Origin of the sequence: Saccharopolyspora halophila, from assembly GCF_039531955.1 — a bacterium.
Taxonomy (GTDB): domain Bacteria; phylum Actinomycetota; class Actinomycetes; order Mycobacteriales; family Pseudonocardiaceae; genus Saccharopolyspora; species Saccharopolyspora halophila.
The window spans coordinates 145,246-171,624 of record NZ_BAAARA010000021.1 but is presented as its reverse complement, the minus strand read 5'-3'; the positions used below and the strand labels follow the sequence as shown (position 1 = coordinate 171,624).

Sequence of the window (26,379 nt, the reverse complement as noted above, 5' to 3'; positions counted from 1 at the left end):
ATGTCGGAGAACCCCTTCAAACCCACTCGCCGCCAAGTGCTGCTGGCCGGAACCGCGGCGATCGGCGCGGCGGCGGTCGGCGGCACTGCGGCGCAGGCCGCCGGAGCCGGTCGCGGCGTCATCCGCGAGCCCTTCCAGCTGGGCGTGGCTTCCGGCGACCCGCTGCCCGACGGTGTGGTGCTGTGGACCCGATTAGCCCCGGAGCCGCTGACCGAGGACGGTTTCGGCGGGATGCCGGACCGGATCGTGCCGGTGCAGTGGCAGGTCGCCACCGATGAGAAGTTCACCGACGTCGTGGCGGAGGGAACCGAGCACGCCGCGCGCGAGTCCGCGCACTCGGTGCACGTCGAGGTCTCCGGCCTGCGGCCCGGCGCCCAGTACTTCTACCGCTTCCGCGTCGACGGCCAGATCAGTCCGGCGGGCCGCACCAAGACCGCGCCGGCACCCGGATCGCGGCTGGACCGGTTCGCATTCGCCTTCGCGAGCTGCCAGCACTACGCGTCCGGGCACTACACCGCCTACCGGCACATGGCCGAGGAGGACCTCGACCTGGTGGCGTTCCTCGGCGATTACATCTACGAGAGCGGCGCCGCGGGCTCGATCGGGCGCCCGCACGTGCCCGCGCGCGAGATCACCGACCTGGCGGACTACCGCACCCGGCTCGGCCAGTACAAGGCCGACGAGCACCTGCAAGCCGCGCACGCCGCGTTCCCCTGGGCCGTGGTCTTCGACGACCACGAGGTCGAGAACAACTGGGCGAGCGACATCTCGCAGCCGGACGACGAGCCCGACCAGGACCGGGAGGTGTTCCGGAAGCGACGCGCGCAGGCGTTCCAGGCCTACTGGGAGCACATGCCGCTGCGTCGCGCGCAACGTCCGAGCGGACCGGACATCCGCATCCACCGCAGGTTGACCTTCGGTGATCTGGTCGACGTCCACCTGCTCGACACCCGGCAGTACCGGGACGACCAGGAGGTGCCGCCGGAGGTGGTCCAGGACCCGAAACGCACGATGCTGGGCGCCGACCAGCGCAACTGGCTGCTCAACAACCTCGCCGGTCCGACCGCGCGCTGGAACGTCCTGGCGCAGCAGGTGTTCTTCAGCCAGCGGGACTTCGCCGCGGGTGATGACGAGTCGTTCAGCGATGACGCCTGGGACAACTACCCCGTCGAACGCGATCTGGTGCGCGACCACCTCAAGACCGCGTCCAACCCGGTCGTGATCACCGGTGACGTGCACGCCAACTACGCGGCCGAGGTCAAGGCCGACTTCGACCGCCCCGAGTCCGAGACGGTCGCCACCGAGCTGGTCGGCACCTCGATCGCCTCGGGTGGGGACGGGCGCGACCAGAACCCGGACGACCTCGTCCAGTTGCAGGAGAACCCGCACATCAAGTTCCTCAACCGGCAGCGCGGCTACGTTCGCAACACCATCACGCCGGACGAGTGGACCGCGGACTACCGCGTGGTCGACTACGTCACCAGCCCCGGGGCCGGCATCTCCAACCGCAAGACCTTCACCATCCAGAACGCCAAACCAGGCCTCACCGAATCCTGACCCCTCCCCACCCCCACCCGGAATTCCAGGGAAATCGGGGTACCGAATTCCCTGGAATTTCCGGGTGGGGAACCAACGGGATGCGCGAGGTTGGGGTTGGTTGGCAACATGCGAGGTCGACGCGCCGGTGTTGGTGTCACCTGTTCGGTTACTGGGCTGGAAAACCCTCGAAAACGTGACCCTGATTTCCAGGGAATTCGGGGGTTAGTTGATGGCGCTGTTGGCTTGGGTTCGGAAGTTCTCGGCGGCTTGGGCCGGGGTCATCCGGTTGAAGAGGACCGCCTGGTTGATCTGGACGAGGATGTCCTGGACCTCCGGGGAGCCCGGGGGCGGGAGCTTCGGCGGCTGGGACAGATCGGGGGTGACCTCCTCCAGGAACCTGCGGGCCTGCTGGTCCGCGGGCGAGAGCTGGGAGACGATGTGCTCCCGGACCTCGGTGTTGATCGGTAGGCCCCGGTCGGTGAGCTGAATCTCGGCCGGACGCGGGTCGTTCACCATCCAGTTGATGAATTCGGCCGCCGCCTCCGGATGTTCGGTCTCGGCCGAGACCGTCCAGAACATCCCGGGCTTGAGATACATCCCCGGTCGTTCCGATTCACCAGGGAAGCGCAGGAGCCGCAGGTCGCGCCCGTTCAGCTCGGCGAGAGTGGGGAACTGGTTGGTCCACCACGCCCCCAGCGCGCCGGAGCGGGTCGCCGTCAGCGACTGGTCCACGTTGCCCGCGTGCACCTCGACGCTGCGCGAGGGCGGTGGCTCGGCACCGCTGTCCCGCGCGTTGACGATCAGCTGGAACCAGTCGCGCAGCGTCTTGTCCGAGACGCCGAGCTCGCCCTCCTCGCCGTAGAGCGACTCCCCGCGCTGACGGGCGAAGACCTTGATTCCCGCGTCGACGAACCCGACGTCCTGCAACCCGTAGACGCCGTCCGGTGTGTTCCGGGTGATCTGCGCAGCGGTGTCGATGAACTGCTGCCAGGTCCACGTCCGGTCGTCCGGCATCGCAACGCCGGCCTGCTGGAACACCGCCGGGTCGGCCACGATCGAATAGGCGTTCACCCCGGTGGGAATCGCGTAGGTCTTGCCCTCCACCTCGCCGGTGCGCAGCACCGACTCGTCCAGCTTCGACGGGTCGATGACACCCGGCATGTACTCGCCCAGGTCCAGCAGCGCACCTCGCTCGGCGTACTCGCGCAGGTAGTCCGCATCGTGCTGAACGATGTCGGGCATGTCCCCGCCCGCGGTGTTGGTGGCCAGCCGATCCCAGTAGTCGTTCCAGCCGGTGAACTCCGGCTGGACATCGATGTTCGGGTGGGTCTTCTCGAACTCGGCGATCATCTCCTGCGTCATCCGGTGGCGGGTGTCGCTGCCCCACCACAGCACGCGCAGCGCGACCTTCCCGTCATCGCCGGCGGAACCCCCGCATCCGGCGACCAGCAGCATGAGCGCGGCGGCCAGCGCTCCGGCCCTGCGCAACGGCTTTCCTCGGGCTGACGATGGGGCTTTCGACTCGAACGTGACGGGCAACGAACTCACCTCGTTGTGATGCCGTTGGGGCCGGGCAAGAAGCGTCGAGCAAATGTTGTGGTAAGCGCTTTCTAGCTGTCCGAAACGCCGGGTGTCAAGCAGTCCACCAGGCGTGCGGAACGGGGCGGAATCACTTCGGGAAGGCTGGGAAGCGTTGCCGCACCGGGCTTATCGGCGGGCCGCGTCGACCGCGACTCCGGCCGCGGCAGCAGCCGGTCCGCAGTCGAGTTGATCATACGTATTCAGCGACGAATCAAGTCCGGCCACAGCGAAAAGTGTCCTGCTGTACCATCCGCATGCAGGCAATGGAGGGAGGATGCGTTGATCACCAGTCGTGACGTGGCGCGGCTCGCGGGAGTGTCGCAGCCGACCGTCTCCCGCGCGCTGCGGGGCGATCAGCGCGTGTCCGAGGATACCCGGGAGAAGGTGCGGCGCGCGGCCGAAGCGCTGAGCTACGTGCCCAGCGAGACCGGCCGCAGTCTGTCTACCAGGACGACCAACCGCATCGGGGTCGTCGTCACCGACCTCACCAACCCGTTCTACCCGCACCTGATCGGGCCGCTGCACGACGAGCTGGAGCGGCACGGCTACCGGATGATGCTGTTCACCGAGCGGGACGAGACCGCGGTGACCAGCCAGCGGCTGCTGGACCGCTCGATCGACGGGGTGGTGCTGGCGACCGCGACCGTGAGCTCCCGGCTCCCGGAGGAACTGCAGCGCCGCGAGCTCCCGTTCGTGTTCCTCAACCGGGAGGGCGGCGGGCAGAGCGGCGATGCCGCCGTGGTGGACAACGAGCTCGGCGGACGCCTGGTGGCCCAGGAGCTGGCACGCCTGGGACATCGCGACATCGCCTGCATCGGTGGCCCATCGGAGACCACCACCGGACGGGACCGGGAGATGGGCTTCCGCCTGGGACTGTCCGAGGCCGGGATCGCGCTGCCGGAGACCTCGGTGCGACGCGGCCCGTTCGACTTCGACACCGGCTACCGCGCGCTCGAAGAACTCCTCGAAGCCCGCCCGACCGCAGTGTTCTGCGGCAACGACGTGATCGCCATCGGGGCGTTCAACGCGGCGCGCAGACTCGGGGTGCGCATCCCGGAGGACCTGACGTTGATCGGGTTCGACGACATCCCGATGGCGTCCTGGGAGACCTTCGACCTGACGACCGTGCACTACGACCTGGCGGCGCTGGCGCAGACCTCCGCTCGACTGCTGGTGGAGCGCATCGAGTCCGACGGCCGGGCGGAGGCGCGGCGCACGCTCTTCGAGCCCTCGCTCGTCCTGCGCAGCACGCACGCCTCCCCCGGCCGCTGAGTCACTTCGCCAAACCGCGCAGCGTCTCCATCAGGACGTGCGTGAGGTTGTAGAGCACTGCTCCGGCCGGCGCCTCGGCGGCCTTGTCAGCAGATCCGACGATGGTCGTCATCGGGTGCCCGCCGGATGCGGCCGCGCGCACCACGCCGCCGATGCGCTCGACGACCTCCGGATCCGCGGGGCCGGACCTGTTCATGGCGACCGACAGGTCCGCGGGCCCGACCAGCACGCTGTCCACACCGGACACCGCGAGGATATCGGCCGCGTTGTCGCACGCCCGCGCCGTTTCCAGCATCGGGATCACCAGCGTCGTGCGCTCGGCGTCGGCGAGGTGTTCGGCGATGCCGCGGCCGAACCGACCCGCCCGGCTGTAGGTGGCGAAACCGCGCTCACCGGTGGGCGGGTAGTGCGCGGCGGCGACCACGGCGCGAGCCTGCTCGGCGGTGTCGACGTGCGGCACGATGACGCCCTCGGCCCCCAGGTCCAGCACTCGCAGGATCAGCGCGGGCTCGTTCTCGCCGACTCGCACGAGCACCGGCATCCCGTACGCGTCCGCAGCACGGACGTGCTGTTGCAGGGACACCAGATCGGCGGGTCCGTGCTCGCAGTCGACGACGGCGTAGTCGAATCCGGCGACGGCGGTCATCTCGAGCAGCGTCTCCGAGGGCAACCGCAGCAGGCATCCCTGGATTCGCTCCCCCGCGTGCAAGCGTTCTTTCAGCGTCATCGCGCCACCATTCCCGCCGACAGGTCGATATCGGCTCCGCACAGTCCCGACATTCCCAGCATCCGCACCAGCGCGTCCCCGACCTCTTCCTCGGTGACCATTCGCTTCATCAGGGACCTCGACACGAACTCCCGCTCGGCCTCGGCCTCGGTGGTGCCGGTGCGCTCGGCTTCCAACCGGAAGTTGCGCTGCATCCGCGGCCCGGCCACCGGTCCGGGCGACAACGAGTTCACCGCGACACCGGCAGGCCCGACCTCGCCCGCCAGCGTCGTGGTCAGACCGATCACGGCCATCTTCGAGGCGGTGTAGGGAGTCCGGTTCAGCAGCGGGCGCTTGCCGGAGACCGAGGCCAGGTTGACGACATCGCCGCTGCCGCGCTCGATCATCGCGGGCAGGAACGCCCGGCACATCTGGTAGACGCCGCGCACGTTGATGTCGAAGACCCCGTCCCACTCGCCGGGTTCGACATCGATCAGCGGCTTCACCGGCCCGGCGACGCCCGCGTTGTTGACCAGGATCGAGACGTCCTCGCCGACGAGCTCTTCGACGAGCGCACGCACCGAGTCCGGGTCGGCGACGTCGCAGACGGCCGCCCGCCCCGGCCCCTGCAACCCGGCCAGCGTTTCCTCCACAGTGGACTTCTTGCGGCCGACGGCGATGACCCGGGCGCCCGCGACGGACAACGAGCGGCACATCGCGCGCCCGAGTCCGTTGCCGCCCCCGGTCACCACGGCCGTCCGGCCGACGAGCGATTCGGTCATCTCTCTCCTCGAGTGCTCGATTTCTCGCGCGCGATCGGAGCGGTGCGCTCGACCGGTGATTCGGCGCCCGGCGAACTCAGCCTGTTGCGCAGCAGGGCGCCGACCACCCCCGGGCGTTCGATGGTCAGCAGGTGACCGGCCCCGTCCAGCACGTGCCTGCTGCTGCCCGGGGCCGCGTGCCGGACGATGTCCTCGTGGAACCGAGGCGGGCACAACGCGTCCCGGTCACCGCAGATCGCCTGGACGGGCGCCGGTAGCGCGCCGATGGCGTCGAAGGCTTCGACGCGGGTGGCCTGCGCGGTCAGCTGCGCCTGGAAGACCTCGGGACCGACCCGGTGGGCCATCCGGACGAACCGGTCGCGCATCGCATGCGGTGCCGACCCGGCGAACATGGTCGGCAGGAGCTCGCCGACGATCTCTTCGAATCCCCCCGCGCGGGTGCGCTCACCGAGGTCCGCCCAACCGGCCAGCTGCTCGGGACTCGGCGCGCCGGCGTTGGTCGACAGCGCGCACAGCGCGTTCAGCCGTTCCGGCGCGCGGCGGGCCACCTCGAAACCCACGATGGCGCCCAGGCTCAGGCCGACCAGGGCGAACTCTCCCTCCACAGCGGACAGCACCTGCTCGGCCATGCCACCGATGCTGTCGGCGGTGATCTCGGCGTGCACCACCGGGCCGGGCAGCCCCGCGACGAGGTCGGTCCACAGGTCCGCGTCGCAGAGCATTCCGGGCACCAGGACGATCATTGGCCCACCGGCCTCGGGATCAGGTGGAACGGCGCCAGGTAACCGTTGTGATCCGTGCCGACACCGGCGTCCGCAGCGGCCTTGGCGACCTCGTCGTCCCACTCCAGGCGCACCCGCCCATCGCCGCTGTTGACCACCAGCAGGTTGCCGGTCTCCTCGGAGACGTTGCGCACCGAGCGCCAGGCGTTGCGCGGGATCGAGACCATGTCGTCCGGCCCGAGGCGCACCGAGACCTCGTCGTGGCGGTTGAGCGTGACCTCCCACTCGCCGTCCTTGACCATCAGCACCTGCGTCTCGGCGTGCCGGTGGGTGAGCATGCCCTCGCCGGGAGCCGCGCGCAGCCAGGCGATGTTGTGCCCGTGCGGGTTGCACACCCGCGGTTCCTGCATGCGGTCCTCGGTCATGCCGAACCCGATGACCAGCGCCAGCTCCGCGCGCCCGCCGGGCAGCACCGAGCCGAGCAGGGCGTGATCCGACCACTCCAGGTCCTCGGGCTTGGCGATGCGCCCGCGCATCTTCTCCACCGGGTAGGAGGGCAGCGCTCCGATGTCCTCCGGCGCCATCGGGCGCTTGAGCTCGACGTCCTGCGGGGGCGAGTCACCTGCGACGGTGTCGACGAGCCGGTTGTCCTCGGTGAGGAACAGCCCGTGTCCCTCCGCCTCGCGCAGCACGTTCGGGCCCCAGATGATCCCACCGGTCTCGTCATGACCGAGAACGGTGAACAGCCAGCCGTCGTCCGGGCCGATGTTGTCGAAACCGCGGAAGATCCAGGTCGGGATGGAGGCGATGTCGCCCTCCCGCAGCACCAGCTCGCCCTCCTGGCCGTCCGCGCCCCAGCGGAGCAGGAACTCACCGCGGAAGCACAGGAAGACCTCGGCGGTGTAGTGCAGGTGCAGGTTGTTGGTGATGCCGTGGGGCATCGCGGCGGCACCGATGTTGTAGCCGTGCGCCTCGCGAAGGTTGACCACTTGATCGGCGCTCTGGGTCACGCCCGGGCCGATCATGGAGTAGTTCTCCTTCTGGTCCGAGCCAGGCGTGCGGCAGTCGATGAACGCCTTGTTGCACGACACGAAGTCGCCCCGGCGGATCGTCCGGCGGTCGAGCTCCTCGCGGGTGACCTGATCCGAGGACATTTGCACTTCCCTCCGCTTGTGAATACGTATGTCACGATAGAAACCGTTGCCGAGCACCGGTGTCAAGACCATTCGGGCAACCGCTTTCGCGGTCGGGAGCGGGTTGCCTACGCTGCCCCCGTGACCCTCAACCAACTCCGCGCCTTCGCGCTGGCGCACCGGCTCGGCACGTTCACCGCGGTGGCCGCCGAACTGGACATGGCCCAACCCTCGGTATCCGAACTGGTCCGCCGGCTCGAGGAAGAGCTGGACGCCGCGCTGTTCGTTCGCGGCAGCAGGCGGCTGACCCTGTCGGCCGCGGGGTACGAGCTGCTCCCCTACGCCGAGCAGGCCCTGGCCGCCGCCGACCACGGCGGCGCCGCGGTGCGCGCGCTGAACTCGCTGCGCGGGGGCACCGCCACCTTCGGCCTGCTGCGCAACGCCGACTACTACCTGCTCTCCGACCTCGTCCGGCAGTTCCACGACCGCTACCCGGACGTCCGGGTCCGGCTGGTCGGCCAGAACTCCGCCGAGACCGCCGCCGCGGTCCGCGACGGCGATCTGGAAGCCGGGCTGGTCGTGCTGCCCATCGACGACGAAGGGCTCGCGGTCACCCCGCTGATCCGCGACGAGGTGCACTACATCAGCGCCGACCCGCAGCGGACCCGCGAGCCGATCGCGATCGAGGACGTCGCCGCCGCTTCCCTGATCCTCTACGACGCCCGCTACGGCTGGACCGATCCCACGCGCAGGCAGCTGGCCGAACGGGCGCAGCTGGCGGGCGTCACCCTCGACCCGCGCATCGAGGTGGAGCACGTCGAATCGGCCCTGCGCCTGGCCGCGGACGGGATCGGCGACAGCATCGCCTGCCGAGCGGTGGTCCAGAGCCCCCGATTTCCGCGAGGCCTGCGGACGACACCGTTCGCACCACCGCTGCACGACACGATCGCGCTGATCCGCCGCCGGGACCGCCCGCTGTCACCGGCCACCACGGAGCTGGCCCGGCTCGCGCAGAACGCGCTGCTGAGCACGACCCGATCCGGACCCGCGACGCCCTGCGAGTGACCGACGAGCGCGCGGTGACGACCGCGGGGGCCGCCACCACGCACTACCGAGCGGTCACACCCGCACGGGTTGCTCCGCTGGCTCGGCGGGCCTTCCCGTCGACAGGTCCACGCGATAGGTCTCGGTCATCCACTTCGCGACGACCACCAAGGAGATCACCGCGGCCGTGGCCAGGAACGCCCAGACCGCGTAGATGGTTCCGGTCTGGCTGACCAGCAGCGTGGAGACGAAGGGCGTGATCCCCGCGAACACCGCGAAGGAGCAGTTGTAGGCGACGCCGCCCGCGCTGAACCGGGTCTTGGTCGCGAACATCTCCGAGACGCAGACCGTGACGATGCCGGTCAGGAAGAACTCCGGGATCACGTAGATCAGCTGCGCGATGACCGCACCGGTGAACGTCCCCCACTGCGCCACCGCGAACGCCAGCGGCACGAACGCGATCGCCGAGGCGTAACCGGTGATGAGCATCGGACGCCTGCCGATGCGATCCGACAGCGCTCCGGCCAGCGGGAGCAGCGGGATGATCGCCGCGACCGAGATCGCGTTCGAACCGAGGGCTTCGGCTCGGGAGAGCCCGATGTTGGTGCTGAGGTACTCCGGCAGATAGGTGACCCAGGTGTAGGAGAGGATCGCCAGCGTGATCGAGGCCCCGCAGAAGACCAGCATCGACTGCCACTGCGACTTGAAGGCCTCGGTCAGCGGCGCCTTGGTGACCTCGGCTCCCTCGTTGGTGGCCCGCTGGAACTCCGGGGTCTCCCCGACCCGGCTGCGCACCCACAGGCCGACCAGGGACAGCGGCAGGGCGAGCAGGAACGGGATGCGCCAGCCGTAGCTCTGCATCGCGGCCGGGTCGAACAGCGTGGCGGTCAGCGCGGAGATGCCCGCACCGCCGAGGATCCCGAAGAACACGCTCATCGAGACGAACGAGGTTCGATACGCGCGCCGGGTGGGTTCGGCCCACTCGACCACGAAGGCGATCGCGCCGACGTACTCACCGCCGGAGATCAAGCTCTGCGCGCAGCGCAGCAACAGCAGCAGGCACGGAGCAAGCACCCCGACCTGCTGATAAGTGGGCAGCATCCCGATCAGGGCGGTGCCCACGCCCATCATCAGGATCGTCCAGAGCAGGACCGTGCGCCGCCCCCACCTGTCGCCCCAGCGACCGAGGATCATCCCGCCCAGCGGGCGGATGATCGTGCCGATCGCGAGGATCGCGTAGGTGGAAAGCACCGCGACGAGCGGATCTTGCGAGGGGAAGAAGACGGGCGCCATCACCGGCGCCAGGTATCCGTAGATACCGAAGTCGAACTGCTCGACGAAATTGCCGATCACGCCCGCCGTTACGGCTCTGCGCATCGGTACCTGCTCCGGCCCCTGGCCTTCCGGCGCCGTGGATGTGGTGGTCAAAGGCTGCTCCGTGGTCCGGGCGAACATCGTTGTCCGCGAATGCGCTGCTGAGGGAATTACCGGGTGAGTCCGGCGGACCGGCCGCGCACCGCGTCGGCATCGCCGGAGAACCGCGTCGCCGAATCACCGTGTCGGGCCGACGCCGGGCAAGAGAGTTGCAGCGGGCTGTTCGGGGTGTCAACCCCGAGATGCATACGGATGAAATTGTGATGGACGCGCATCTCGGCTGACCACCTCCTTATGTGCATACGCATGGCTGCCCGAGCAGATATAGGATCTTCCGATGGTTTCCACAAGAAACTCCACCCTTGTCCTTCAGGTTTCGGCGGGCTTAACTTGCCGGCATGCGATTCACCCCTCGGCGACTCGGCGCACTGTCCGGGCGCTACGCACACCTCAAATCACCGGGATCGGATGCACCTGCCGCCCAGCAGGATCCGCGCGTGGTCGAGCGCGTCTCGGAGATGCTGCTCGAGATCGAGCGCGACGGCAGCGACGCGATCCTGCGCTACGCCCGCGAGCTCGACGGCTGGGACCGGCCGGACGTCGAACTCGGCGCGGCCGACATCCGCACCGCCGGGGACGCCCTCACGCCCGAGCACCGCCAGGCGCTGGAACTCGGCGCGGAACGCACCCGGCGCTTCGCCGAGCTGCAGCGCGCCGGCCTGCAGGACGCCGAGATCGAGCTCGCCCCCGGGTTGACCACCGGGTACCGCTACGTTCCGGTGCAGCGAGTCGGCGCCTACCTGCCGGCCGGGAAGTTCCCGCTTACGGCAGGCGCGTTCATGACCGTCGGCGTGGCCAAGGCCGCAGGCGTGGACACCGTGGTGTGCTGCCTGCCCCCGGGCAAGAACGGCCCCGACCCGGCCGTTCTGCACTCGGCCTACCTGTCCGGTGCGGACCGGGTGTTCGTGCTCGGCGGGGTGCAGGCGCTGGCCGGAATGGCGTTCGGGCTGCTCGGCGAGGAACCCGTGGACATGATCGTCGGCGCGGGCAACGCGTTCGTCGCCGAGGCCAAGCGCCAGCTGTTCGGCCGGGTGGCCATCGACCTGATGGCCGGTCCTTCCGAGGTCGCGGTGCTCGCCGACGAGACCGCCGACCCGGAACTGGTCGCGGCCGACCTGCTCGGCCAGGCCGAGCACGGCGTCAACTCCCCCGCCGCGCTGGTCACCACCTCCCGCGCTCTCGGCGAAGCCGTCATCGAGGCGGCCGACAAGCAGCTGGCGAACCTGTCCACCTCGGACATCGCGGGCCCCGCCTGGCACGACTTCGGCAGCGTCACCTGGGCCCAGGACGCCGAGACCGCGGTCGCCTTGATGGACGACCTCGCGCCCGAGCACCTGGAGGTGCACACCGCGGACGACGAGCACTACCACTCGGCGCTGCGCAACTACGGGTCCATCTTCCTCGGCCAGTGGAGCACGGTGGCCTACTCGGACAAGGGCATGGCGGGCACGAACCACGTGCTGCCCACCGCCGGGGGCGCCCGGCACAGCGCCGGGCTGTCGGTCTCGCGATTCCTCAAGCCGCTGACCTACCAGCGGGTCTCCCGGGATGCCACACCGCTGCTGGCCGAGGCCGTGGAGACCATTTCCGACTACGAAGGCATGGCGGCGCACGAGGCCACCGCCACCATGCGACTGCAGCGCCTGCGCGAAGGAGAGAACCGTTGAGCGAGATCTCGGCACAGCCCGCGGGTTCACCGGGCGGCACCATGACGTCGGGCAAGCGCACCATGCCGCCGGACTTCTCCATCGCGGTCCGGCCAGGCGCGGGCGTCACGCTGGCCGAGGCGAACTACGGCGGGGAGCGCAGGCAGTCGATGGAGGGGTTCGAGGACACCTACACCGACATCGTCGACTACATCGTCCGGATCACCCACCGCATCTGGGAGGACCAGGACGTCGGCTACATCTACGACACCTACGCGCAGGGTTGCCGCCTCTACGACGACAGCGGTGTGAAGTTCGGCGTCGAGCGCCTGGTCGACGGCACGATGCAGAGCATCAACGCGCTGCCGGACTGCCGCCACTACGCCGACGACGTGATCTGGGCCGGTTCCGACACCGAAGGCTTCGTCACCTCGCACCGCGCCATCAACATCGGCCACCACACCGGGCCCTGGCGCTGGGGCCCGCCCACCGGCCGCAAGCTCGAGACCTGGGTGATGGCCAACTGCGTGGTGTGGCAGAACGAGATCTACGAGGAGTGGGTCCTCTACAACACCGCCGCCAAGCTCCAGCAGCTGGGCATCGACGTTGCCGACGCCGCGCGCACCTACGCCCGCGAGGGCGGCGTGACCCCGGTGACCGAACGTCCCTCGTCGGAGGCGCTGCGGCTGTCCGGCGGGCGCAAGCCCGTGGCGCTGCCCGAACCGGACAACACCGCCGGGTTCGACGTGGAGGGCACCGTCCGGGCGCTGTTCCACAACGTCTACAACCGGCGCGATCTGAGCACCATCGACCGGGTCTACGCGGAGAACGTCCGCTGGCACGGTGCCACCAACCGGACCGGCTACGGCCGCTCCGACGTGCGCGCGATGGCCCGCAGCCTGCTGGCCACCTTCCCGGACCTGGGCGTGCAGGTCGACGAGGTGTACTGGATGGGCAACGACGCCGACGGGTACAGCATCTCGGCTCGCTGGTCCGGCATGGGCACCCACCGCGGCTACGGCCTCTACGGCAAGCCCACCGGCAAGCGCGCGCACCTCTGGGGCATGTCCCAGATCTACGTCGTGGGCGGGCGGATCGTCGAGGAGTGGTCGCTGTTCAACGAGTTCGACGTGATCGCCCAGCTGGTCAGCGAGGACAACCCGCCCGACCTGTCCTGACATCGGGGGTCGTTTCAGCGTGCAGCGGGAGCCGCTGGTTCAAGTGCGGGACTCAGCCCGCACCGCCGCGCGAACCCCGCGCTGAAACAGCCCCATAACCACCGGCCGCTCGAGAGATCGCCGCGGATCGGACGTCCGGCACGGCCGGGGATCGCCCCGCCACCGCCACGTCCGGTTCGCGGCGATCTCTTGCTTCGTCGACCGCGCGCCCGAGCGCGGCTCAGCGCTTGCGCGCCATGCCCGCCCAGTAGTAGGCACTCGCGGGATCCGGCTCGATTCCCGGGTGCAGCCGGGCCGCGTCCGCACCGGGTTCGTCGGGCCGCCAGGCCATGACGGGCACGATGCCCGGCTCGACCAGGTCCATGCCGGCGAACAGGTTCGCCACCTCGGTGCGGCTGCGCGGCTGGAAGGCGATCCCGGATCGCTCGGCGGCCGCGACCACCCCGGCCACGGCCTCCGGATCGAAGTCCGCCGTGGGGTGGGTCAGCGTCAGATAGCTGCCCGCGGGCACCGCGTCCACGAGCGCGGACAGCACCCGGCGCACCTCGGACTCCTCGCGGAAGTACATCAGCACCGCGACGAGCATGACCGCGACCGGCTGCGTCAGGTCCAAGGTCTCGGACACCGCCTGCTCGGACAGGATCGCGTCCGGTTCGCGCAGATCGGCGAAGACGAACCTGGTGGCCCCTTCCGGCGTGCTGGTCATCAGCGCGCGGGCGTGCGCGAGGACGATCGGATCGTTGTCGACGTAGACCACGCGGACCGAGGGATCCTCGAGCTGCGCCACCTCGTGCACGTTGCCGCTGGTGGGAATGCCGGTGCCGATGTCCAGGAACTGCCGGATCCCGGCCTCCTTGACCAGGTACCGCACCGCGCGGCCGACGAAGGCCCGGTTGGCGCGCGCCATCGTGGCGACCGTCGGGATCTGCTCGGCGATGGCATCGCCCAGCGCCCGATCCGCCTCGTAGTGGTCCTTGCCGCCGAGCCAGTAGTCGTAGACGCGGGCCTCGTGCGCGACGGTCGTGTCGATCTCCGCCGACAGCGGCCGGTTCTCGGGCATGCTCGTTCCTCTCCGCGACGGGAATCTTGACGGGTGGTGCGGGAACGTCGATCGGCTCCGGCGCGAGTGGCGCGGCCGGGGCCGATCCCGGCGAGATCGCGCCGGGAACATCGGGAACCGCTCGAGCAGCCGGACGACCGCGGATTCGGCCTCGCGCGCCGCGCGCGGGAAAGCTAGTAGGTCTCGGCGATCTCGCGGAGCAGCTCAGGAGTGTCGCCCGGGGTCACCGCCTGGACGCTGAGCTTGTCCATGACCGCCTGGTACTGGTCCAGGTCGTGCCGCTTGTCCAGGTAGAGCGCGCTGGTGAGCTGCTCGAGGTAGACGACGTCGGGCAGATCCGACTCGGGGAAGCGCAGGATCGAGAACGGTCCGCCCGCCGCGGCGTGCCCGCCCGCGCTGTAGGGCAGCACCTGGACCGTGACGTTGGGAAGTTCGGTGACGCGGATGAGGTGCTCGATCTGCCCTCGCATCACCTCGTCACCCCCGATCGGGCGGCGCAGCGCGGCTTCGTCGACCACGGCCCACAGCGTCGAGGGCTCGGAGCGGGTGAGGATGTCCTGGCGGCGGGTCCGCAACGCGACCCGCCGATCGACTTCGGCGGCCTCCTCGTGGCCGTGCCCCAGATTGATGACCGCACGAGCGTAGTCGGGGGTCTGCACCAGCCCCGGAACGAACTGCGCCTCGTAGGTGCGGATGATCGCGGCGGCCTGCTCCAGGCCCAGGTACGTCTCGAACCAGGACGGCAGCAGATCGCCGTACTGATGCCACCATCCCGGCTCGTTGGCCTGCCTGGCCAGCGATAAGAACTGCTCCCGCTCCTGCGGGTCCTGCACGCCGTAGAAGGTCAGCAGGTCGCTGATGTCGCGCTCGCGGAAGCTGACCCGGCCCAGCTCCAGTCTGCTGATCTTGGCGTGCGAGCCCCGGATCGCGTCCCCGGCGGCTTCCCTGCTGATGCCGCAGCTCTCGCGCAACCGCCGCAGCTGCCCGCCGAGCGCGATGCGGCGCACCGTCGGGCCGGCTGTCGGCCCGCTCGACTTGCCCGCGCGCGACCCCCCGGTTTGGTTCCCGGGTCTTTCCGGCTCAATGCTCATCATGATGGGTACCCCTGTCCGGAGCAGCACGACTTCGACCTGGCGAACGGTCCTCAGCAGATTAGATCATCGAAGTCTCCCGCTTTGACCCCTTCGAGAAAAGCGGCCAGTTCTTCGCGTGTGTAAACCAGCACCGGCCCGTCCAGGAACCGGGAGTTGCGCACCGCGATCGAGCCGCGATCCAGCTCCGCCAGCTCCACGCAGTTCCCGCTGGGGTTGCTGCGCTCGCTCTTGCGCCAGCGCAGATCAACGTTGCCCGCGGTCTCGGCCGCCACGACCTCCGGCATCGACGCCCTCCATCATTCGGGCGAAATACCGCCCGTCCTCGCAAGCGTTCTTGCAAACGTTCTTGCATCTGTACATCCGTTTCGGGACAGTAGCAGCAGCGGTCGAGCCCATGATCACGAACCGTTGCGTGGTCAAACGGCCGTGGCGGACCCGGCATCGGGAGGAGGCCTGGGGGATGAACGGCTTACCGCGGCGAGAACCGGTGCGCCGCGTCGGCGTTCGTCCGGGCACGCTCCCGGACTCGCACGAATGGAGCAGGCTACGGTGAGCGGGCTGGTCACAGCCGCGGCGCTGGCCACCTCGGTCGTGCTCGCGGTGGCGTTATTGACCACCAACCTGAACGCGCAGCGCAAGAGACGCCAACTGGAAGAGCGGCTGGCGGAAGCCGAACGCGCGGCGCACACCGATCCCCTGACCGGAATGTCCAACCGCGCCGGACTCCACAGGGAGTTGGAAAAGCAGCGCGAACTGGCGCGCCCCGGCGACCACATCGCGGTGATCCTGCTCGACCTCGACGGACTCAAGCGGACCAACGACCGCTACGGCCACGACTTCGGCGACAGCGTGATCGTCGAGGTCTCGCAGCGCATCGAACGGGTCGCCGGGCACGCGGCCTGCACCGCGCGGCTCGGCGGCGACGAGTTCGTCGTCCTGCTGCACGCCGAGACCAGCAACGTCAAGGCGACGCGGGACGCCGAGCTCCTCGCCGAGCGGATGTGCGCGAGAATCGCGCGATCCGAGCTCGTCTCGGGGATGCCGATCCGGTGCACCGCCAGCGCCGGCGTCGCGGCGATGCCGGCGCACCGGATGCACCACCTGCTCACCGCCGCGGACAAGGCGATGTACCGGGCGAAGTCATCCCGGGCCGGCACCTACCGGTATCACCCGCTGGACGATGCCGACGAGCGGATTCCGCGCAGGCGCAGCCCGCTGGCACCGGTCGAGGACGGCCCCTCGACCGGGGAGCTCAACGAAGCCCAGGCGTGAAGCGCTTCGGGGGCTGCCGTCAGGCGGCGCCCACGAGGCGACGCGCTTCGGCGTTGCACGCCATGCAGGTGGTCCACAGCCAAGCGACTTCACCGACCTCGGCGGAGACCTCCTGATCGCACAGAGTCTTGACGGTCAACCCCGCCGGATACCCCCCGGAAGGCCGAGGGTCGGCGCTGGCATGACGCTCCTCTTGGGCGGGGACCCAATGGAACGGATGCATCCGCAGTCTCCTCTCTCGGTACGAACTCAGTGCATCAGCGCGAACCCCACGCCTGCGTAGCCAGGTTCGAGGCCGGTCAGCGCACGCGGGTGCCGCGCCGCCCTTCAGGAATATTCCTGATTCACTCCCCCGACGCGCCGACTCGCGAGTCGTGCGCACCGGCCTTCCTGCCCAGGCGCAGCATAGAGATTACCTGGCCCTTGCAAGGAGTAACACGCGGAAGCGGACGCAAGAGCTGCGCAAACCATCGCGGAACGCCCTGCGTAACCTCGATATTCGCTCGATCGGCTGGCATCCCTCACCAACGACCCCCTTCGCGGATACCCTTCGATTAATCTTAGAGTACGCCCAACCCGGAGTCGAGACGTCCAGAAGGGGAAGCATCGAGATGCGACACGAGAACCCGGCAAGCCAGCAGGTCTTCGGCGCAACGGGCTGGCGGAGGGCCTCGTTATGCGGCCCGAACGGAGGAAACTGCGTCGAGGTGAACGCGAAAAACCCCGGATACGTGGGTGTCCGCGACAGCAAGCGGCTCACCGGCGAGGTCATCCTCCAGTTCGACGCGTCGGCCTGGACGCGCTTCCTGACCGGCATGCGCGCTGGAACGTTCGACCGGGAGTAGGTTTCCGCTGCGCACACCGCGTCTTGGAATAATCCGTAACGCTTTGCGGCCGACTCGGCCGGACCAGCAGCAGCACTCACCCCGCCGAGTGCATTACAGTGTTGGTCTTGACAGCAGCGTTTGGGCCCGTCAGACGCGGTACGGCGAAGCAGGGAAACGAGCGGAGAACTGGTGCCGAGCACGGTAACCTCGCGACGCAGGCAACTCGGGAACGAGATCCGCCGCGCACGGACAGCCGCACGGCTGACCCAGCAAGAGGTCGCGGAATTGCTCGGGTGCAGCCAAGGCAAGATCAACAAGATCGAGACCGGCACCGTGGCGGTCAAGAACGCCGAGCTGCAGAAGATGCTGGAGGCGTTCAACACCGGCAAGTCCGAATCCGACCTGATGCTGGATCTGGCGCGCTCCGGTACGGCCGCGCGCGGCCAGTGGTCCGGGTACCGCTCGGCGGTGCCGCAGTGGTTCCGGACCTTCACCGACCTCGAGCCCGCCGCCACCGAGATCCTCAGCTGGCACGGCGAGCGGATTCCCGGCCCGCTGCAGTCCGAGCACTACATGCTCACCCAGTTCTCCGAGGACCGGGTTCCGGACGTGACCGCGCTGGTGCGCAACCGGCTGGACCGCAAGCAGGTCTTCGACCTGCCGCGGCCGCCCTACTACCGGTTCGTGCTCAGCGAAGCGGCCTTTCACCGGATGCCCGGCGGAGCGAACCCGTCGGTGGCGCTGGACCAGGTGGAGCACCTGCTGGACCTGCAGCAGCGCTACAACAAGGTCTACATCCACGTCCTGCCGTTCGAGGTCCGGCTGCCCTACGTCCCGAACGACTTCACGATGATGAAGTTCAACGACGGCACCAGGGACTTCGTGTTCGTCGAGCACGTCGCGGGCGGCCTCTACCTGGACGACGAAGAGGACTTCAACGTGTTCAACGACGCCTGGGACCGCATCCGCGGTGCCGCCCTCGAGCAGCACGACACCGCGGACTTCCTGCGCAAGCTGGGTGAGAAGTACCGCGAGCAGATCGATTTCTGAGGTTTCGCGGCCGCACCGCCGCGCAAACCCCGAACCGAGAAGCCTCCGCAATACGCCTCGGCCTTGGATTAACACCGTTGGTCGATCACCCAGCGGAATTGGATGACTACAATCCGGTCGAACCGCTAGTCCATCCATCCGGGAGGCCCGCGCGCCGATGAGCGAGGAGAACCCGTTTCCGCCGATGAGGGTCGAGCTGGGCAGGCCGAACATCGCACGGGTCTACGACTGGTATCTCGGCGGCAGCACGAACTGGGCGATCGACCGCCGATTCGGCCAGCGCGTGCTCCGGGAGACTCCGCTGGTCCGCGCGATGGCCATGAGCAACCGGAGATTCCTGCACCGGGTGGTGCGGCGGCTGTCCAAACTCGGCATCGACCAGTTCGTCGACGTCGGCGCCGGCGTGCCCTCCCCGGGCAACACGCACGCCATCGCCGACGAGGTCGATCCCGGCTCGCGGGTCGTCTACATCGACCACGAACCGGTGGCGGTCGCGCACCTGCGCATGCTGCTGGAGGAGCACGGCGATCTCGAGCGCCACGCGGTCCTGCAAGCCGATCTGCGCGATCCCGGCGGGCTCTGGAAGCAGGTCGTGGGCAGCGGAGTGCTCGACCCGACCAGACCGATCGCGCTGCTGTTCCTCGCCGTGCTGCACATCCGGCAGGAAGGGCCGGACGGCACCGATCTCACGCCGCAGGCGCTCCACCACTACCGCGAGCTCCTGCCCGCGGGCTCCTACCTGGCAATCTCGCACGCCACCGATGACGGGATCGGCGAACCGACCCGAGAGGGCGTCACCAAGGTCAAGCAGATGTACGACGACTGGGCCAGCAAGCTGACCTGGCGCAGCAAGGAGGAGACCGCCGCGCTCTTCGGCGACTTCGAGCTGCTCGATCCCGGCATGACCTGGACCTCGTTGTGGCACCCGGAGGACGACGCCCCGAGCTCGCCGAAGGTCGACTTCACCGACCCTTCGGACTCGGGCTGCTGGGCGGGCGTCGGCCGCAAGACCTAGCGCGGGCCGATCATCCGAGCAGTTCCCCGACCCGCGCCGCCATCCGAACCGAATCGGGCTGATCAGCGAGAGCACAGCGATCGCAACCGCATCGGCGACGAGCGCCCTTGCCGTCACCGGGCGACGGCAAGGGCGCTTTCGTGGGACCGGCTAGCTCGCGCCCACCGGATCACCGGGCTCCCGCTGGAGCGCGTGCGGCGTCTTGGTGCGGTTGTGGGTGGCGTAGAGGGTCAGACCGACGAAGGTGACCCCGCCGACGAGGTTGCCCACCACCGTCGGGAGCTCGTTCCACAGCAGGTAGTCGCCGAAGGTGAAGTCCCCGCCGAGCATGAGCCCGGACGGGAAGAGGAACATGTTGACCACGGAGTGCTCGAAGCCCATGTAGAAGAACACCAGGATGGGCATCCACATACCGATCACTTTGCCGGAGACCGAGTTCGACATCATCGCGGCGACCACACCGGTGGAGACCATCCAGTTGCACAGCACGGCGCGCACGAACAACGTCAGCATCCCGGCGGCACCGTGCTCGGCGTAGCCGACGGTACGGCCGGTGCCGATGGTGCCGATCTTCTGGCCGACCTCGTTCGGGTCGACCGAGAAGGCGAAGGTGAACGTGATCGCCATCAGCACCGCCACGGTCAGCGCGCCCGCGAAGTTGCCGATGAACACGAGGCCCCAGTTGCGCAGCACACCGCTGAGCCGCACACCCGGCCGCTTGTCCAGCCAGGCCAGCGGGGTCAAGGTGAACACACCGGTGAGCAGGTCGAAACCGAGCAGGTAGAGCATGCAGAAGCCGACCGGGAACAGCAATGCCCCGACCAGCGCACTACCGGTCTGCACGGTGACGGTCACGGCGAAGGCTGCGGCCAGCGCCAGGATGGCACCGGCCATGTAGGCGCGGATCAGAGCGTCCCTGGCGGACATGAAGATCTTCGATTCGCCGGCGTCGATCATCTTGGTGACGAACTCCGGCGGACTGACGTAGGACACGGGTGGCTCCAGGTGCACTGCGGTTCCGGTACTGGCGGACCGTATCCCCACCACCCGTTGGTGTCGCGCAAGACGCCGCCACCGGCCCGGCGTGAAACCCCGCTCACGGCCGCGCATCCGGTGTGAGCACTACGCCCGTCCCAGCGCCTCCTCGATGAGCCCGGCCATGGCCGCCGAGTCGCCCATGCCCGGCCGCAGCACCAGCTCCGCCGAGAGCGGTGGCTCGTAGGGAGCGTCGACGCCGGTGAATCCGGTCAGCTCTCCCGCGCGGGCCTTGGCGTACATGCCCTTGGGATCGCGTGACTCGCAGATCTCCAGCGGGGTGTCGACGAAGACCTCGACGAAGCGCAGCCCGGTCGCGCGGTGACGTTCCCGCGCGCGGGCGCGATCCGCGCGGTACGGGCTGATCAGCGACACCACGGCGACCAGGCCCGCATCGGCGAACAGGCACGCCACTTCCCCGACCCGGCGCACGTTCTCGGTCCGGTCGTCGGCGGCGAAGCCGAGGTCGGAGTTGAGCCCGTGCCGCAGGTTGTCGCCGTCGAGCCGATAGGCGGGCCTGCCGCCCGCGATCAGCCTGCGCTCGAGTTCCGCCGCCACGCTGGACTTGCCGGACGCGGACAACCCGGTGAGCCACACGGTTGACCCGCGGCCGACCCGTTGCTCGCGGCGAACCGCGCTCGCGTGCCACTCCAGGTTCGGCAACACGTCCGTCCCCACCTTCACTAGAACGCGTTTCAGAAAAAAGTAGAACAAGTTATTGCGCTCGGTCAAGGCAAGCGGAAAGCTGGGGACAGTCGAGAGGCGAGGAGGCGTCGTGGACCTGGCCGCACTGGAGGACATCAAGCAGCTCAAGTACCGCTACCTGCGCGCGGTCGACTTGAAGCTCTGGCACGAACTCGCGGACACCGTGACCGCGGACGCGGTGGCCGACTACGGCACCGAGGCCACCGGAGCACCGCTGAAACTCGAGGGGCGCGAGGCGATTCTGGCGTTCATGCGGGACAACCTCGGCCCCGGGATCATCACCACGCACGCCGCGGGCCAGCCGGAGATCGAGATCGACGGCGACGCGGCGACCGGCACCTGGGGTTTCCAGGACATGGTGATCGCCACCGAGTTCAGCACCATCGTGCAGGGCGCGGCGTTCTACGAGGACGAGTACCGCCGGGAGGACGACGGGCGGTGGCGGATCTCGAAGACCGGCTACATCCGCACCTACGAGTTCCTCTACACCTTCGATTCGCTGCCGGGGTTCACGCTCACCGCCAACCGCTGGGCCAACGACCTATAACACGTTCTAGGAGTCTTTCCATGCTGACGCAGCCGTTCGCGGAGGCGGTGCAGGAAGCCGAGAAGGTCATCGCCGACGCGCCGCACATCCGAGATGAACAGGACCTCGCCGAGGGCCACGACTACCTCGCGGGCGGCATCCAGGCGTCGATCATGCTGGCCCGGGCCTACGAGCGGGACTTCCCCCACTTCGTGCAGTCCACCGGCCCCTTCACCAAGATGGGCCTGGACAACCCGGACGCGGTGTACTTCCACTCCTACATCCGCGATGACGCCGAGTACGTGGTCTCCGGCCGCCGCGGCAGCACCGCGGACCTGAGCTTCCAGGTGCTCAACGGCGACTACTCCCCTGTCGAGGTGCCGGACAGCCTCGCCGCGTTCGACGACCGCGAGCTGGAGATCGACGAGAACGGTTGTTTCGAGGTGCGCTTCGGGCCCGGACCGGCCCGCGGACCTGGTTACTTCACGCTCGCACCCGGTTCCGCGATCCTGGTGGTGCGCGAGGTCTACAGCGACTGGAACTCCGAGCGGCGCGGGCTGATCCGCATCCGCCGCGCCGACACCGCGGGCGGCGCCCCGCCGCCGCACACCATGGATCTGGTGACCAAGCGCTACGGAGTGGCCGGAAAGATCCTGCTGTCGCGGCTGCGCACCTTCCTGGCGTTCCCGGAGTGGTTCTACCTCAACCTGCCGGTCAACACGATGACCGAACCCCGCAGCACACCGGGTGGTCTGAGCACGCAGTTCTCCTCGGCCGGGCACTACGAGCTGACCGACGACCAAGCGCTGATCCTCAGCGTGCCGGTCTCGGAGGCGCCGTACCAGGGCTTCCAGCTCGGCAGCATGTGGTACATCTCCACCGACTACATCAACCACCAGACCAGCCTCACCACCGACCAGGCGCAGCACGACCCGGACGGTCGAATCCGGCTGGTGCTGGCAGAGCGCGATCCCGGCCTCGCCAATTGGATGGAGCTGACCGGACATCGGCGCGGCTACATGCAGTTCCGCTGGCAACGCCTCTCCCGCGAGCTCACCGCGGCCGACGGACCCGAGGTCGAGGTCGTGAACTTCGACCAGCTGCCGCAGCGGCTCCCCTACTACGAGCAAGCGCGCATCGGCCCCGAGCGGTGGCGGGAACGCATCGCCGCGCGCCAGGCCGCGATCGGCGACCGGATGCTGGGGTGAGCGGGATGCTGTTGCGGGACAAGGTCGTCGTGGTCTCCGGCGTCGGGCCGGGACTGGGACGTTCCCTGGCGCTGCGCTGCGCCGCGGCGGGCGCCGACGTGGTGCTGGCCGCTCGAACCGAGAAGCGGCTGCGCGCGGTGGCCGACGAGGTCGCCGAGCTCGGACGCGAGGCCCTGGTGGTGCCCACCGACATCAGCGACGAGGCGGCGGCCGACGAGCTGGCCTCCCGGTGCGCGGAGACCTTCGGCCGGGTGGACGGGCTGGTGAACAACGCGTTCGCGCTGCCGCCGCTGGCCGACCTGTCCGACGCGGACCTGGCCGGCATCCGCGCGGGTTTCGAGACCACGGTGCTCGGCACGCTGCGGCTGACCCGATCGCTGACCCCGGCGCTGGTCGATTCCGGAGGCTCTGTGGTCATGATCAATTCGGCGGTGCTGCGGCACTCCCGGCAGCCCTACGGGGCCTACAAGATGACCAAGTCGGCGCTGCTGTCGATGGCGCAGAGCCTCTCCAGCGAGCTGGGTCCGCGAGGTGTTCGGGTCAACACCCTCGCCCCCGGCTACATCTGGGCGGATGCGCTGAAGTGGTACCTGGGCCACCTCGCCGAGCAGCGCGGCGTCACCCGCGACGAGGTCTACGCCGAGACCGCCGAGAGCACCGACTTGCGCAGGCTCCCGGAGCCGGACGACATCGCCGACTCGGCGGTGTTCCTGCTCTCGACGCTGGCCCGCGCGGTCACCGGTCAATGCCTGGACGTCAACGCCGGCGAGTTCCACCACTGAGGGGACTGGATGAGCAACGGACGCGACACCGTGGGAACGGTCGAGGACCTGCACGCCTCGGCGACCCGGATCACCGGTCTGGAGGACTTCGGCCCGGACGATCACCGCGAAGGCCTCGCCATGCTGCTGGAGTCCTACCGGCGCGAGGCGAACCTGACGCCGCACGGCAACAAGATGAAGCGCACCTTCCTCCGCGGCGCGCTCACCGCGCGGCTGCTGAGCGAACAGGCCTGGAAGCAGCACCCGGAGCACGCCGACGTGCCGATCGAGCAGCCGATCTTCGTGACCGGCCTGCCCCGCACCGGCACCACCGCGCTGCACCGGTTGCTCACCGCCGACCCCGCGCACCAGGGGCTGGAGGTCTGGCTCACCGAGGTCCCGCAACCGCGCCCGCCGCGGGATGCCTGGGCCGACGACCCGGTGTTCCGGGCGATCCAGGAGGCCTACGCGCAGCAGCACGTCGAGCGCCCGGAGTTCATGGGCCTGCACTACATGTCCGCCGAGCAGGTCGAGGAGTGCTGGCAGCTGCTCCGCCAGTCGATCCGGTCGGTCTCCTACGAGTGCCTGGCCCACATCCCCAGCTACTCGAGCTGGCTGGCCGGTCAGGACTGGACGCCCGCCTACCGCAGGCACAAGCGGAACCTGCAGCTGATCGGCATGCCGGATCGGAACCGGCGCTGGGTGCTGAAGAACCCGAGCCACCTGTTCGCGCTGGACGCCCTGCTCGAGGTCTACCCGGACGCCATCGTGATCCAGACCCATCGGGACCCCAAGACCGCCATGGCCTCCATGTGCAGTCTCGCTGCCAAGGCGACCGAGGGCTGGTCCACGACCTTCCAGGGCCGCACGCTCGGCACCGACCAGCTGGATCTGTGGTCGCGCGGCCTGCGGAAGTTCAACGCGGCCCGCGACCGCCACCCCGGCGCGCGGTTCTACGACGTGCACTACGACGACTTCGTGGCCGAGCCGGTGGGCACCGTCGAGCGCATCTACGAGCACTTCGGGCTGCCGCTGGACGACGCGGCTCGCTCGGCGATGCACGAGCTGCAGCAGCGGAGCACCACCGGAGTCGCCAAGCCCGCGCACCGCTACAGCCTGGCCGATTTCGGCCTGTCCGACGAGCAGGTCGACGAGCGCTTCGCCGCCCTCGTCTGACCCGCGGCCCGCGAGCGCGTGCGGTGAACTACGGTGCCGGGCACAACCGCACGACCCGGGGAGGCCGATGATGTCCTACGGTGATTACCAGCTCGAGATCTACCTGAACGGTCTGTCCGGGGTCGTCCCCGACCTCCCGATGGAGTTCCAGGAGCTGGAACGTCGTGCGGAGCAGGCGCTCCCGCCGTCGGTGTGGTCCTACGTGCGCGGAGGTGCCGGATCCGAGCGCACCCAGCGCGCCAACGTCGAGGCCTTCGACGGCTGGGGCCTGCTCCCCCGCATGTTCCGCGGTGCCACCGACCGCGACCTCTCGGTCGAGATGTTCGGGATGCGCTTCCCCTCCCCGGTGTTCATGGCGCCGATCGGGGTCCTCGGCATCTGCGCGCAGGACGACCGCGGTGATCTCGCCACCGCCCGCGCGGCGGCGCGCACCGGGGTGCCGATGGTCGCCTCGACGCTGTCGAACGACCCGTTGGAGGACGTGGCGGGCGAGTTCGGCGAGACCCCGGGATTCTTCCAGCTCTACACGCCCACCGACCGCGACCTGGCCGAGAGCCTGGTGCACCGCGCGGAGAAGGCGGGCTACCGGGGCATCGTCGTCACCCTGGACACCTGGATTCCCGGCTGGCGGCCGCGCGACCTGGCCACGTCGAACTTCCCGCAGCTGCGCGGTCACTGCCTGAGCAACTACACCAGCGACCCGGTTTTCCGGGCGAGCTTGGAAAAGTCGCCGGAGGAGGACCTCAACTCCGCGGTGCTGAACTGGGTGCGGATCTTCGGAAACTCCTTGACCTGGGACGACCTGCCGTGGTTGCGATCGCTGACGGACCTGCCGCTGATCGTCAAGGGCATCTGCCACCCCGACGACGCCCGGCAGGCCAAGGACCTCGGCGTCGACGGCATCTACTGCTCCAACCACGGCGGCCGCCAGGCCGACGGAGGTCTGCCCGCGCTGGACATGCTGCCCGAGGTCGTCGAGGCTGCCGGTGACCTGCCGGTGCTGTTCGACTCCGGGGTCCGCAGCGGCTCGGACGTGGTCAAGGCCCTGGCCTTGGGCGCCAGCGCGGTCGGCATCGGCCGCCCCTACTCCTACGGCCTCGCGCTCGGCGGCACCGACGGCGTGGTGCACGTGCTGCGCAGCATCCTGGCCGAGACCGACCTGCTGATGGCCGTCGACGGCTACTCGACACCGGCCGAACTCACCCGGGACGCACTGCGCCCGGTGCGCTGAGCGCCGCGACGCCGTTGAACATCCGCTTTCGCGGGCGGTTCGACGTCGCGGCACCGGATTCCACCTTTCGCGTGCGACGGCGCTCGTTCGGCGACGCCCTCGCGCTCCGCGCCCTGCGCGAACACCGCAGGGCGCGGGAATCCGCTGACCGAAATGGTATTTGCGGATGAGCGGCCTCCGCCTGACAATTCGCGCGCGTGGTTGTTCGCGCAATCGAAATCCGCCGGATTTTCGTTGACCGCCACCATCTTTCGCGCCTATGATCACTTTCGCGGCGGCGCCCCCTCTATTCCCCTGCGCCGCCGCCGCGAGCGTCGACATCCCCCTTGTCGTCTCGCGGTCGGCTGGGCGGAACCGCTAATCCCCCCTCTGCGAGTTCCGC

General features: G+C 69.0%; 25 protein-coding genes and 1 pseudogene. 14 read left to right on the top strand and 12 right to left on the bottom strand.

Going from position 1 to position 26,379, the window contains the following annotated elements; genetic code table 11:
* Complete coding sequence (locus tag ABD289_RS21745) at positions 1 to 1,557, top strand: alkaline phosphatase D family protein (RefSeq protein WP_344136064.1); 1,557 nt, start codon at positions 1 to 3, stop codon at positions 1,555 to 1,557.
* 204 nt (positions 1,558 to 1,761) lie between these two features.
* Here ABD289_RS21745 and ABD289_RS21740 read toward each other — a convergent pair whose 3' ends face one another.
* Positions 1,762 to 3,027 (bottom strand): ABC transporter substrate-binding protein, encoded by a 1,266-nt coding sequence (locus tag ABD289_RS21740; RefSeq protein ID WP_344136061.1) that lies wholly within the window; start codon positions 3,025 to 3,027, stop codon positions 1,762 to 1,764.
* Between the two features lie 372 nt (positions 3,028 to 3,399).
* Between ABD289_RS21740 and ABD289_RS21735 the strand changes: the two genes are divergently transcribed.
* Complete coding sequence (locus ABD289_RS21735) at positions 3,400 to 4,392, top strand: LacI family DNA-binding transcriptional regulator (protein WP_344136058.1); 993 nt, start codon at positions 3,400 to 3,402, stop codon at positions 4,390 to 4,392.
* A 1-nt stretch (position 4,393) separates the two neighbouring features.
* Here ABD289_RS21735 and ABD289_RS21730 read toward each other — a convergent pair whose 3' ends face one another.
* Genes ABD289_RS21730 through ABD289_RS21715 form a run of 4 tightly spaced genes read right to left on the bottom strand, consistent with a single transcriptional unit; the run spans position 4,394 to position 7,756 of the window.
* Positions 4,394 to 5,119 carry an HpcH/HpaI aldolase family protein gene (locus ABD289_RS21730; RefSeq protein WP_344136055.1) on the bottom strand — a complete coding sequence of 242 codons (726 nt, stop codon included), beginning with the start codon at positions 5,117 to 5,119 and terminating at the stop codon, positions 4,394 to 4,396.
* Positions 5,116 to 5,880, bottom strand: a complete 765-nt coding sequence (locus ABD289_RS21725; RefSeq protein WP_344136052.1) for an SDR family NAD(P)-dependent oxidoreductase — start codon at positions 5,878 to 5,880, stop codon at positions 5,116 to 5,118. The genes ABD289_RS21730 and ABD289_RS21725 overlap by 4 nt, the downstream gene beginning before the upstream one ends.
* Positions 5,877 to 6,623, bottom strand: coding sequence for an alpha/beta fold hydrolase (locus tag ABD289_RS21720; protein ID WP_344136049.1), 747 nt, complete (start codon positions 6,621 to 6,623; stop codon positions 5,877 to 5,879). Before ABD289_RS21720 ends, ABD289_RS21725 begins: the two co-directional genes overlap by 4 nt.
* Complete coding sequence (locus tag ABD289_RS21715) at positions 6,620 to 7,756, bottom strand: cupin domain-containing protein (protein ID WP_344136046.1); 1,137 nt, start codon at positions 7,754 to 7,756, stop codon at positions 6,620 to 6,622. The genes ABD289_RS21720 and ABD289_RS21715 overlap by 4 nt, the downstream gene beginning before the upstream one ends.
* Positions 7,757 to 7,876: 120 nt before the next feature.
* On the opposite strand from ABD289_RS21715, the gene ABD289_RS21710 reads away from it, so the two are divergent.
* Positions 7,877 to 8,800 carry a LysR family transcriptional regulator gene (locus ABD289_RS21710; protein WP_344136043.1) on the top strand — a complete coding sequence of 308 codons (924 nt, stop codon included), beginning with the start codon at positions 7,877 to 7,879 and terminating at the stop codon, positions 8,798 to 8,800.
* A gap of 54 nt (positions 8,801 to 8,854) precedes the next feature.
* On the opposite strand, the gene ABD289_RS21705 is transcribed toward ABD289_RS21710, so the two are convergent.
* Positions 8,855 to 10,156, bottom strand: coding sequence for an MFS transporter (locus tag ABD289_RS21705; protein WP_344136041.1), 1,302 nt, complete (start codon positions 10,154 to 10,156; stop codon positions 8,855 to 8,857).
* 395 nt (positions 10,157 to 10,551) lie between these two features.
* Between ABD289_RS21705 and hisD the strand changes: the two genes are divergently transcribed.
* Both hisD and ABD289_RS21695 read left to right on the top strand, forming a co-directional pair.
* Positions 10,552 to 11,880: a histidinol dehydrogenase gene (hisD, locus tag ABD289_RS21700; RefSeq protein WP_425564759.1), complete on the top strand. Its 1,329-nt coding sequence runs from the start codon at positions 10,552 to 10,554 to the stop codon at positions 11,878 to 11,880.
* Entirely contained in the window at positions 11,877 to 13,037 is a 1,161-nt protein-coding gene (locus ABD289_RS21695) for an ester cyclase (RefSeq protein ID WP_344136035.1), read from the top strand. The genes hisD and ABD289_RS21695 overlap by 4 nt, the downstream gene beginning before the upstream one ends.
* Before the next feature lie 220 nt (positions 13,038 to 13,257).
* Here ABD289_RS21695 and ABD289_RS21690 read toward each other — a convergent pair whose 3' ends face one another.
* From ABD289_RS21690 to ABD289_RS21680, 3 genes are all read right to left on the bottom strand, one after another.
* Positions 13,258 to 14,097: an SAM-dependent methyltransferase gene (locus tag ABD289_RS21690; protein ID WP_344136032.1), complete on the bottom strand. Its 840-nt coding sequence runs from the start codon at positions 14,095 to 14,097 to the stop codon at positions 13,258 to 13,260.
* A gap of 173 nt (positions 14,098 to 14,270) precedes the next feature.
* Positions 14,271 to 15,095, bottom strand: coding sequence for a helix-turn-helix domain-containing protein (locus tag ABD289_RS21685; protein WP_425564761.1), 825 nt, complete (start codon positions 15,093 to 15,095; stop codon positions 14,271 to 14,273).
* 146 nt (positions 15,096 to 15,241) lie between these two features.
* The gene (locus tag ABD289_RS21680) at positions 15,242 to 15,475 is read right to left on the bottom strand and encodes a DUF397 domain-containing protein (protein WP_344136026.1); all 234 of its coding nucleotides are present in this window, start codon (positions 15,473 to 15,475) and stop codon (positions 15,242 to 15,244) included.
* 265 nt (positions 15,476 to 15,740) lie between these two features.
* Here ABD289_RS21680 and ABD289_RS21675 point away from each other — a divergent pair, with 265 nt between their 5' ends.
* Complete coding sequence (locus ABD289_RS21675; protein WP_344136023.1) at positions 15,741 to 16,463, top strand: GGDEF domain-containing protein; 723 nt, start codon at positions 15,741 to 15,743, stop codon at positions 16,461 to 16,463.
* Positions 16,464 to 16,482: 19 nt separating this feature from the next.
* Here ABD289_RS21675 and ABD289_RS21670 read toward each other — a convergent pair whose 3' ends face one another.
* A complete protein-coding gene (locus tag ABD289_RS21670) occupies positions 16,483 to 16,686 on the bottom strand; it encodes an HC3 family zinc finger protein (RefSeq protein ID WP_344136020.1) in 204 nt (67 codons plus the stop codon).
* Between the two features lie 388 nt (positions 16,687 to 17,074).
* Here ABD289_RS21670 and ABD289_RS21665 point away from each other — a divergent pair, with 388 nt between their 5' ends.
* From ABD289_RS21665 to ABD289_RS21655, 3 genes are all read left to right on the top strand, one after another.
* Positions 17,075 to 17,308, top strand: coding sequence for a DUF397 domain-containing protein (locus ABD289_RS21665; RefSeq protein ID WP_344136017.1), 234 nt, complete (start codon positions 17,075 to 17,077; stop codon positions 17,306 to 17,308).
* A gap of 171 nt (positions 17,309 to 17,479) precedes the next feature.
* A complete protein-coding gene (locus ABD289_RS21660) occupies positions 17,480 to 18,340 on the top strand; it encodes a helix-turn-helix domain-containing protein (RefSeq protein ID WP_344136014.1) in 861 nt (286 codons plus the stop codon).
* A gap of 157 nt (positions 18,341 to 18,497) precedes the next feature.
* On the top strand, positions 18,498 to 19,355 hold the full coding sequence (locus tag ABD289_RS21655) for an SAM-dependent methyltransferase (protein ID WP_344136011.1): 858 nt from the start codon (positions 18,498 to 18,500) through the stop codon (positions 19,353 to 19,355).
* Between the two features lie 150 nt (positions 19,356 to 19,505).
* Here ABD289_RS21655 and ABD289_RS21650 read toward each other — a convergent pair whose 3' ends face one another.
* The gene (locus tag ABD289_RS21650) at positions 19,506 to 20,348 is read right to left on the bottom strand and encodes a formate/nitrite transporter family protein (protein ID WP_344136008.1); all 843 of its coding nucleotides are present in this window, start codon (positions 20,346 to 20,348) and stop codon (positions 19,506 to 19,508) included.
* 129 nt (positions 20,349 to 20,477) lie between these two features.
* A pseudogene (cysC, locus tag ABD289_RS21645) lies at positions 20,478 to 21,038 on the bottom strand (adenylyl-sulfate kinase); the annotation flags it as partial.
* Positions 21,039 to 21,165: 127 nt separating this feature from the next.
* On the opposite strand from cysC, the gene ABD289_RS21640 reads away from it, so the two are divergent.
* The 5 genes from ABD289_RS21640 to ABD289_RS21620 all read left to right on the top strand — a co-directional run bounded on the left by ABD289_RS21640 (position 21,166) and on the right by ABD289_RS21620 (position 25,997).
* Positions 21,166 to 21,642 (top strand): nuclear transport factor 2 family protein, encoded by a 477-nt coding sequence (locus ABD289_RS21640; RefSeq protein WP_344136005.1) that lies wholly within the window; start codon positions 21,166 to 21,168, stop codon positions 21,640 to 21,642.
* Between the two features lie 20 nt (positions 21,643 to 21,662).
* Entirely contained in the window at positions 21,663 to 22,829 is a 1,167-nt protein-coding gene (locus ABD289_RS21635) for a hypothetical protein (RefSeq protein WP_344136002.1), read from the top strand.
* 5 nt (positions 22,830 to 22,834) lie between these two features.
* Positions 22,835 to 23,611, top strand: a complete 777-nt coding sequence (locus ABD289_RS21630) for an SDR family oxidoreductase (RefSeq protein WP_344136749.1) — start codon at positions 22,835 to 22,837, stop codon at positions 23,609 to 23,611.
* Positions 23,612 to 23,620: 9 nt separating this feature from the next.
* Positions 23,621 to 24,766, top strand: coding sequence for a sulfotransferase family protein (locus ABD289_RS21625; RefSeq protein ID WP_344135999.1), 1,146 nt, complete (start codon positions 23,621 to 23,623; stop codon positions 24,764 to 24,766).
* A 67-nt stretch (positions 24,767 to 24,833) separates the two neighbouring features.
* Positions 24,834 to 25,997, top strand: coding sequence for a lactate 2-monooxygenase (locus ABD289_RS21620; RefSeq protein WP_344135996.1), 1,164 nt, complete (start codon positions 24,834 to 24,836; stop codon positions 25,995 to 25,997).
* Positions 25,998 to 26,379: the final 382 nt, after the last annotated feature.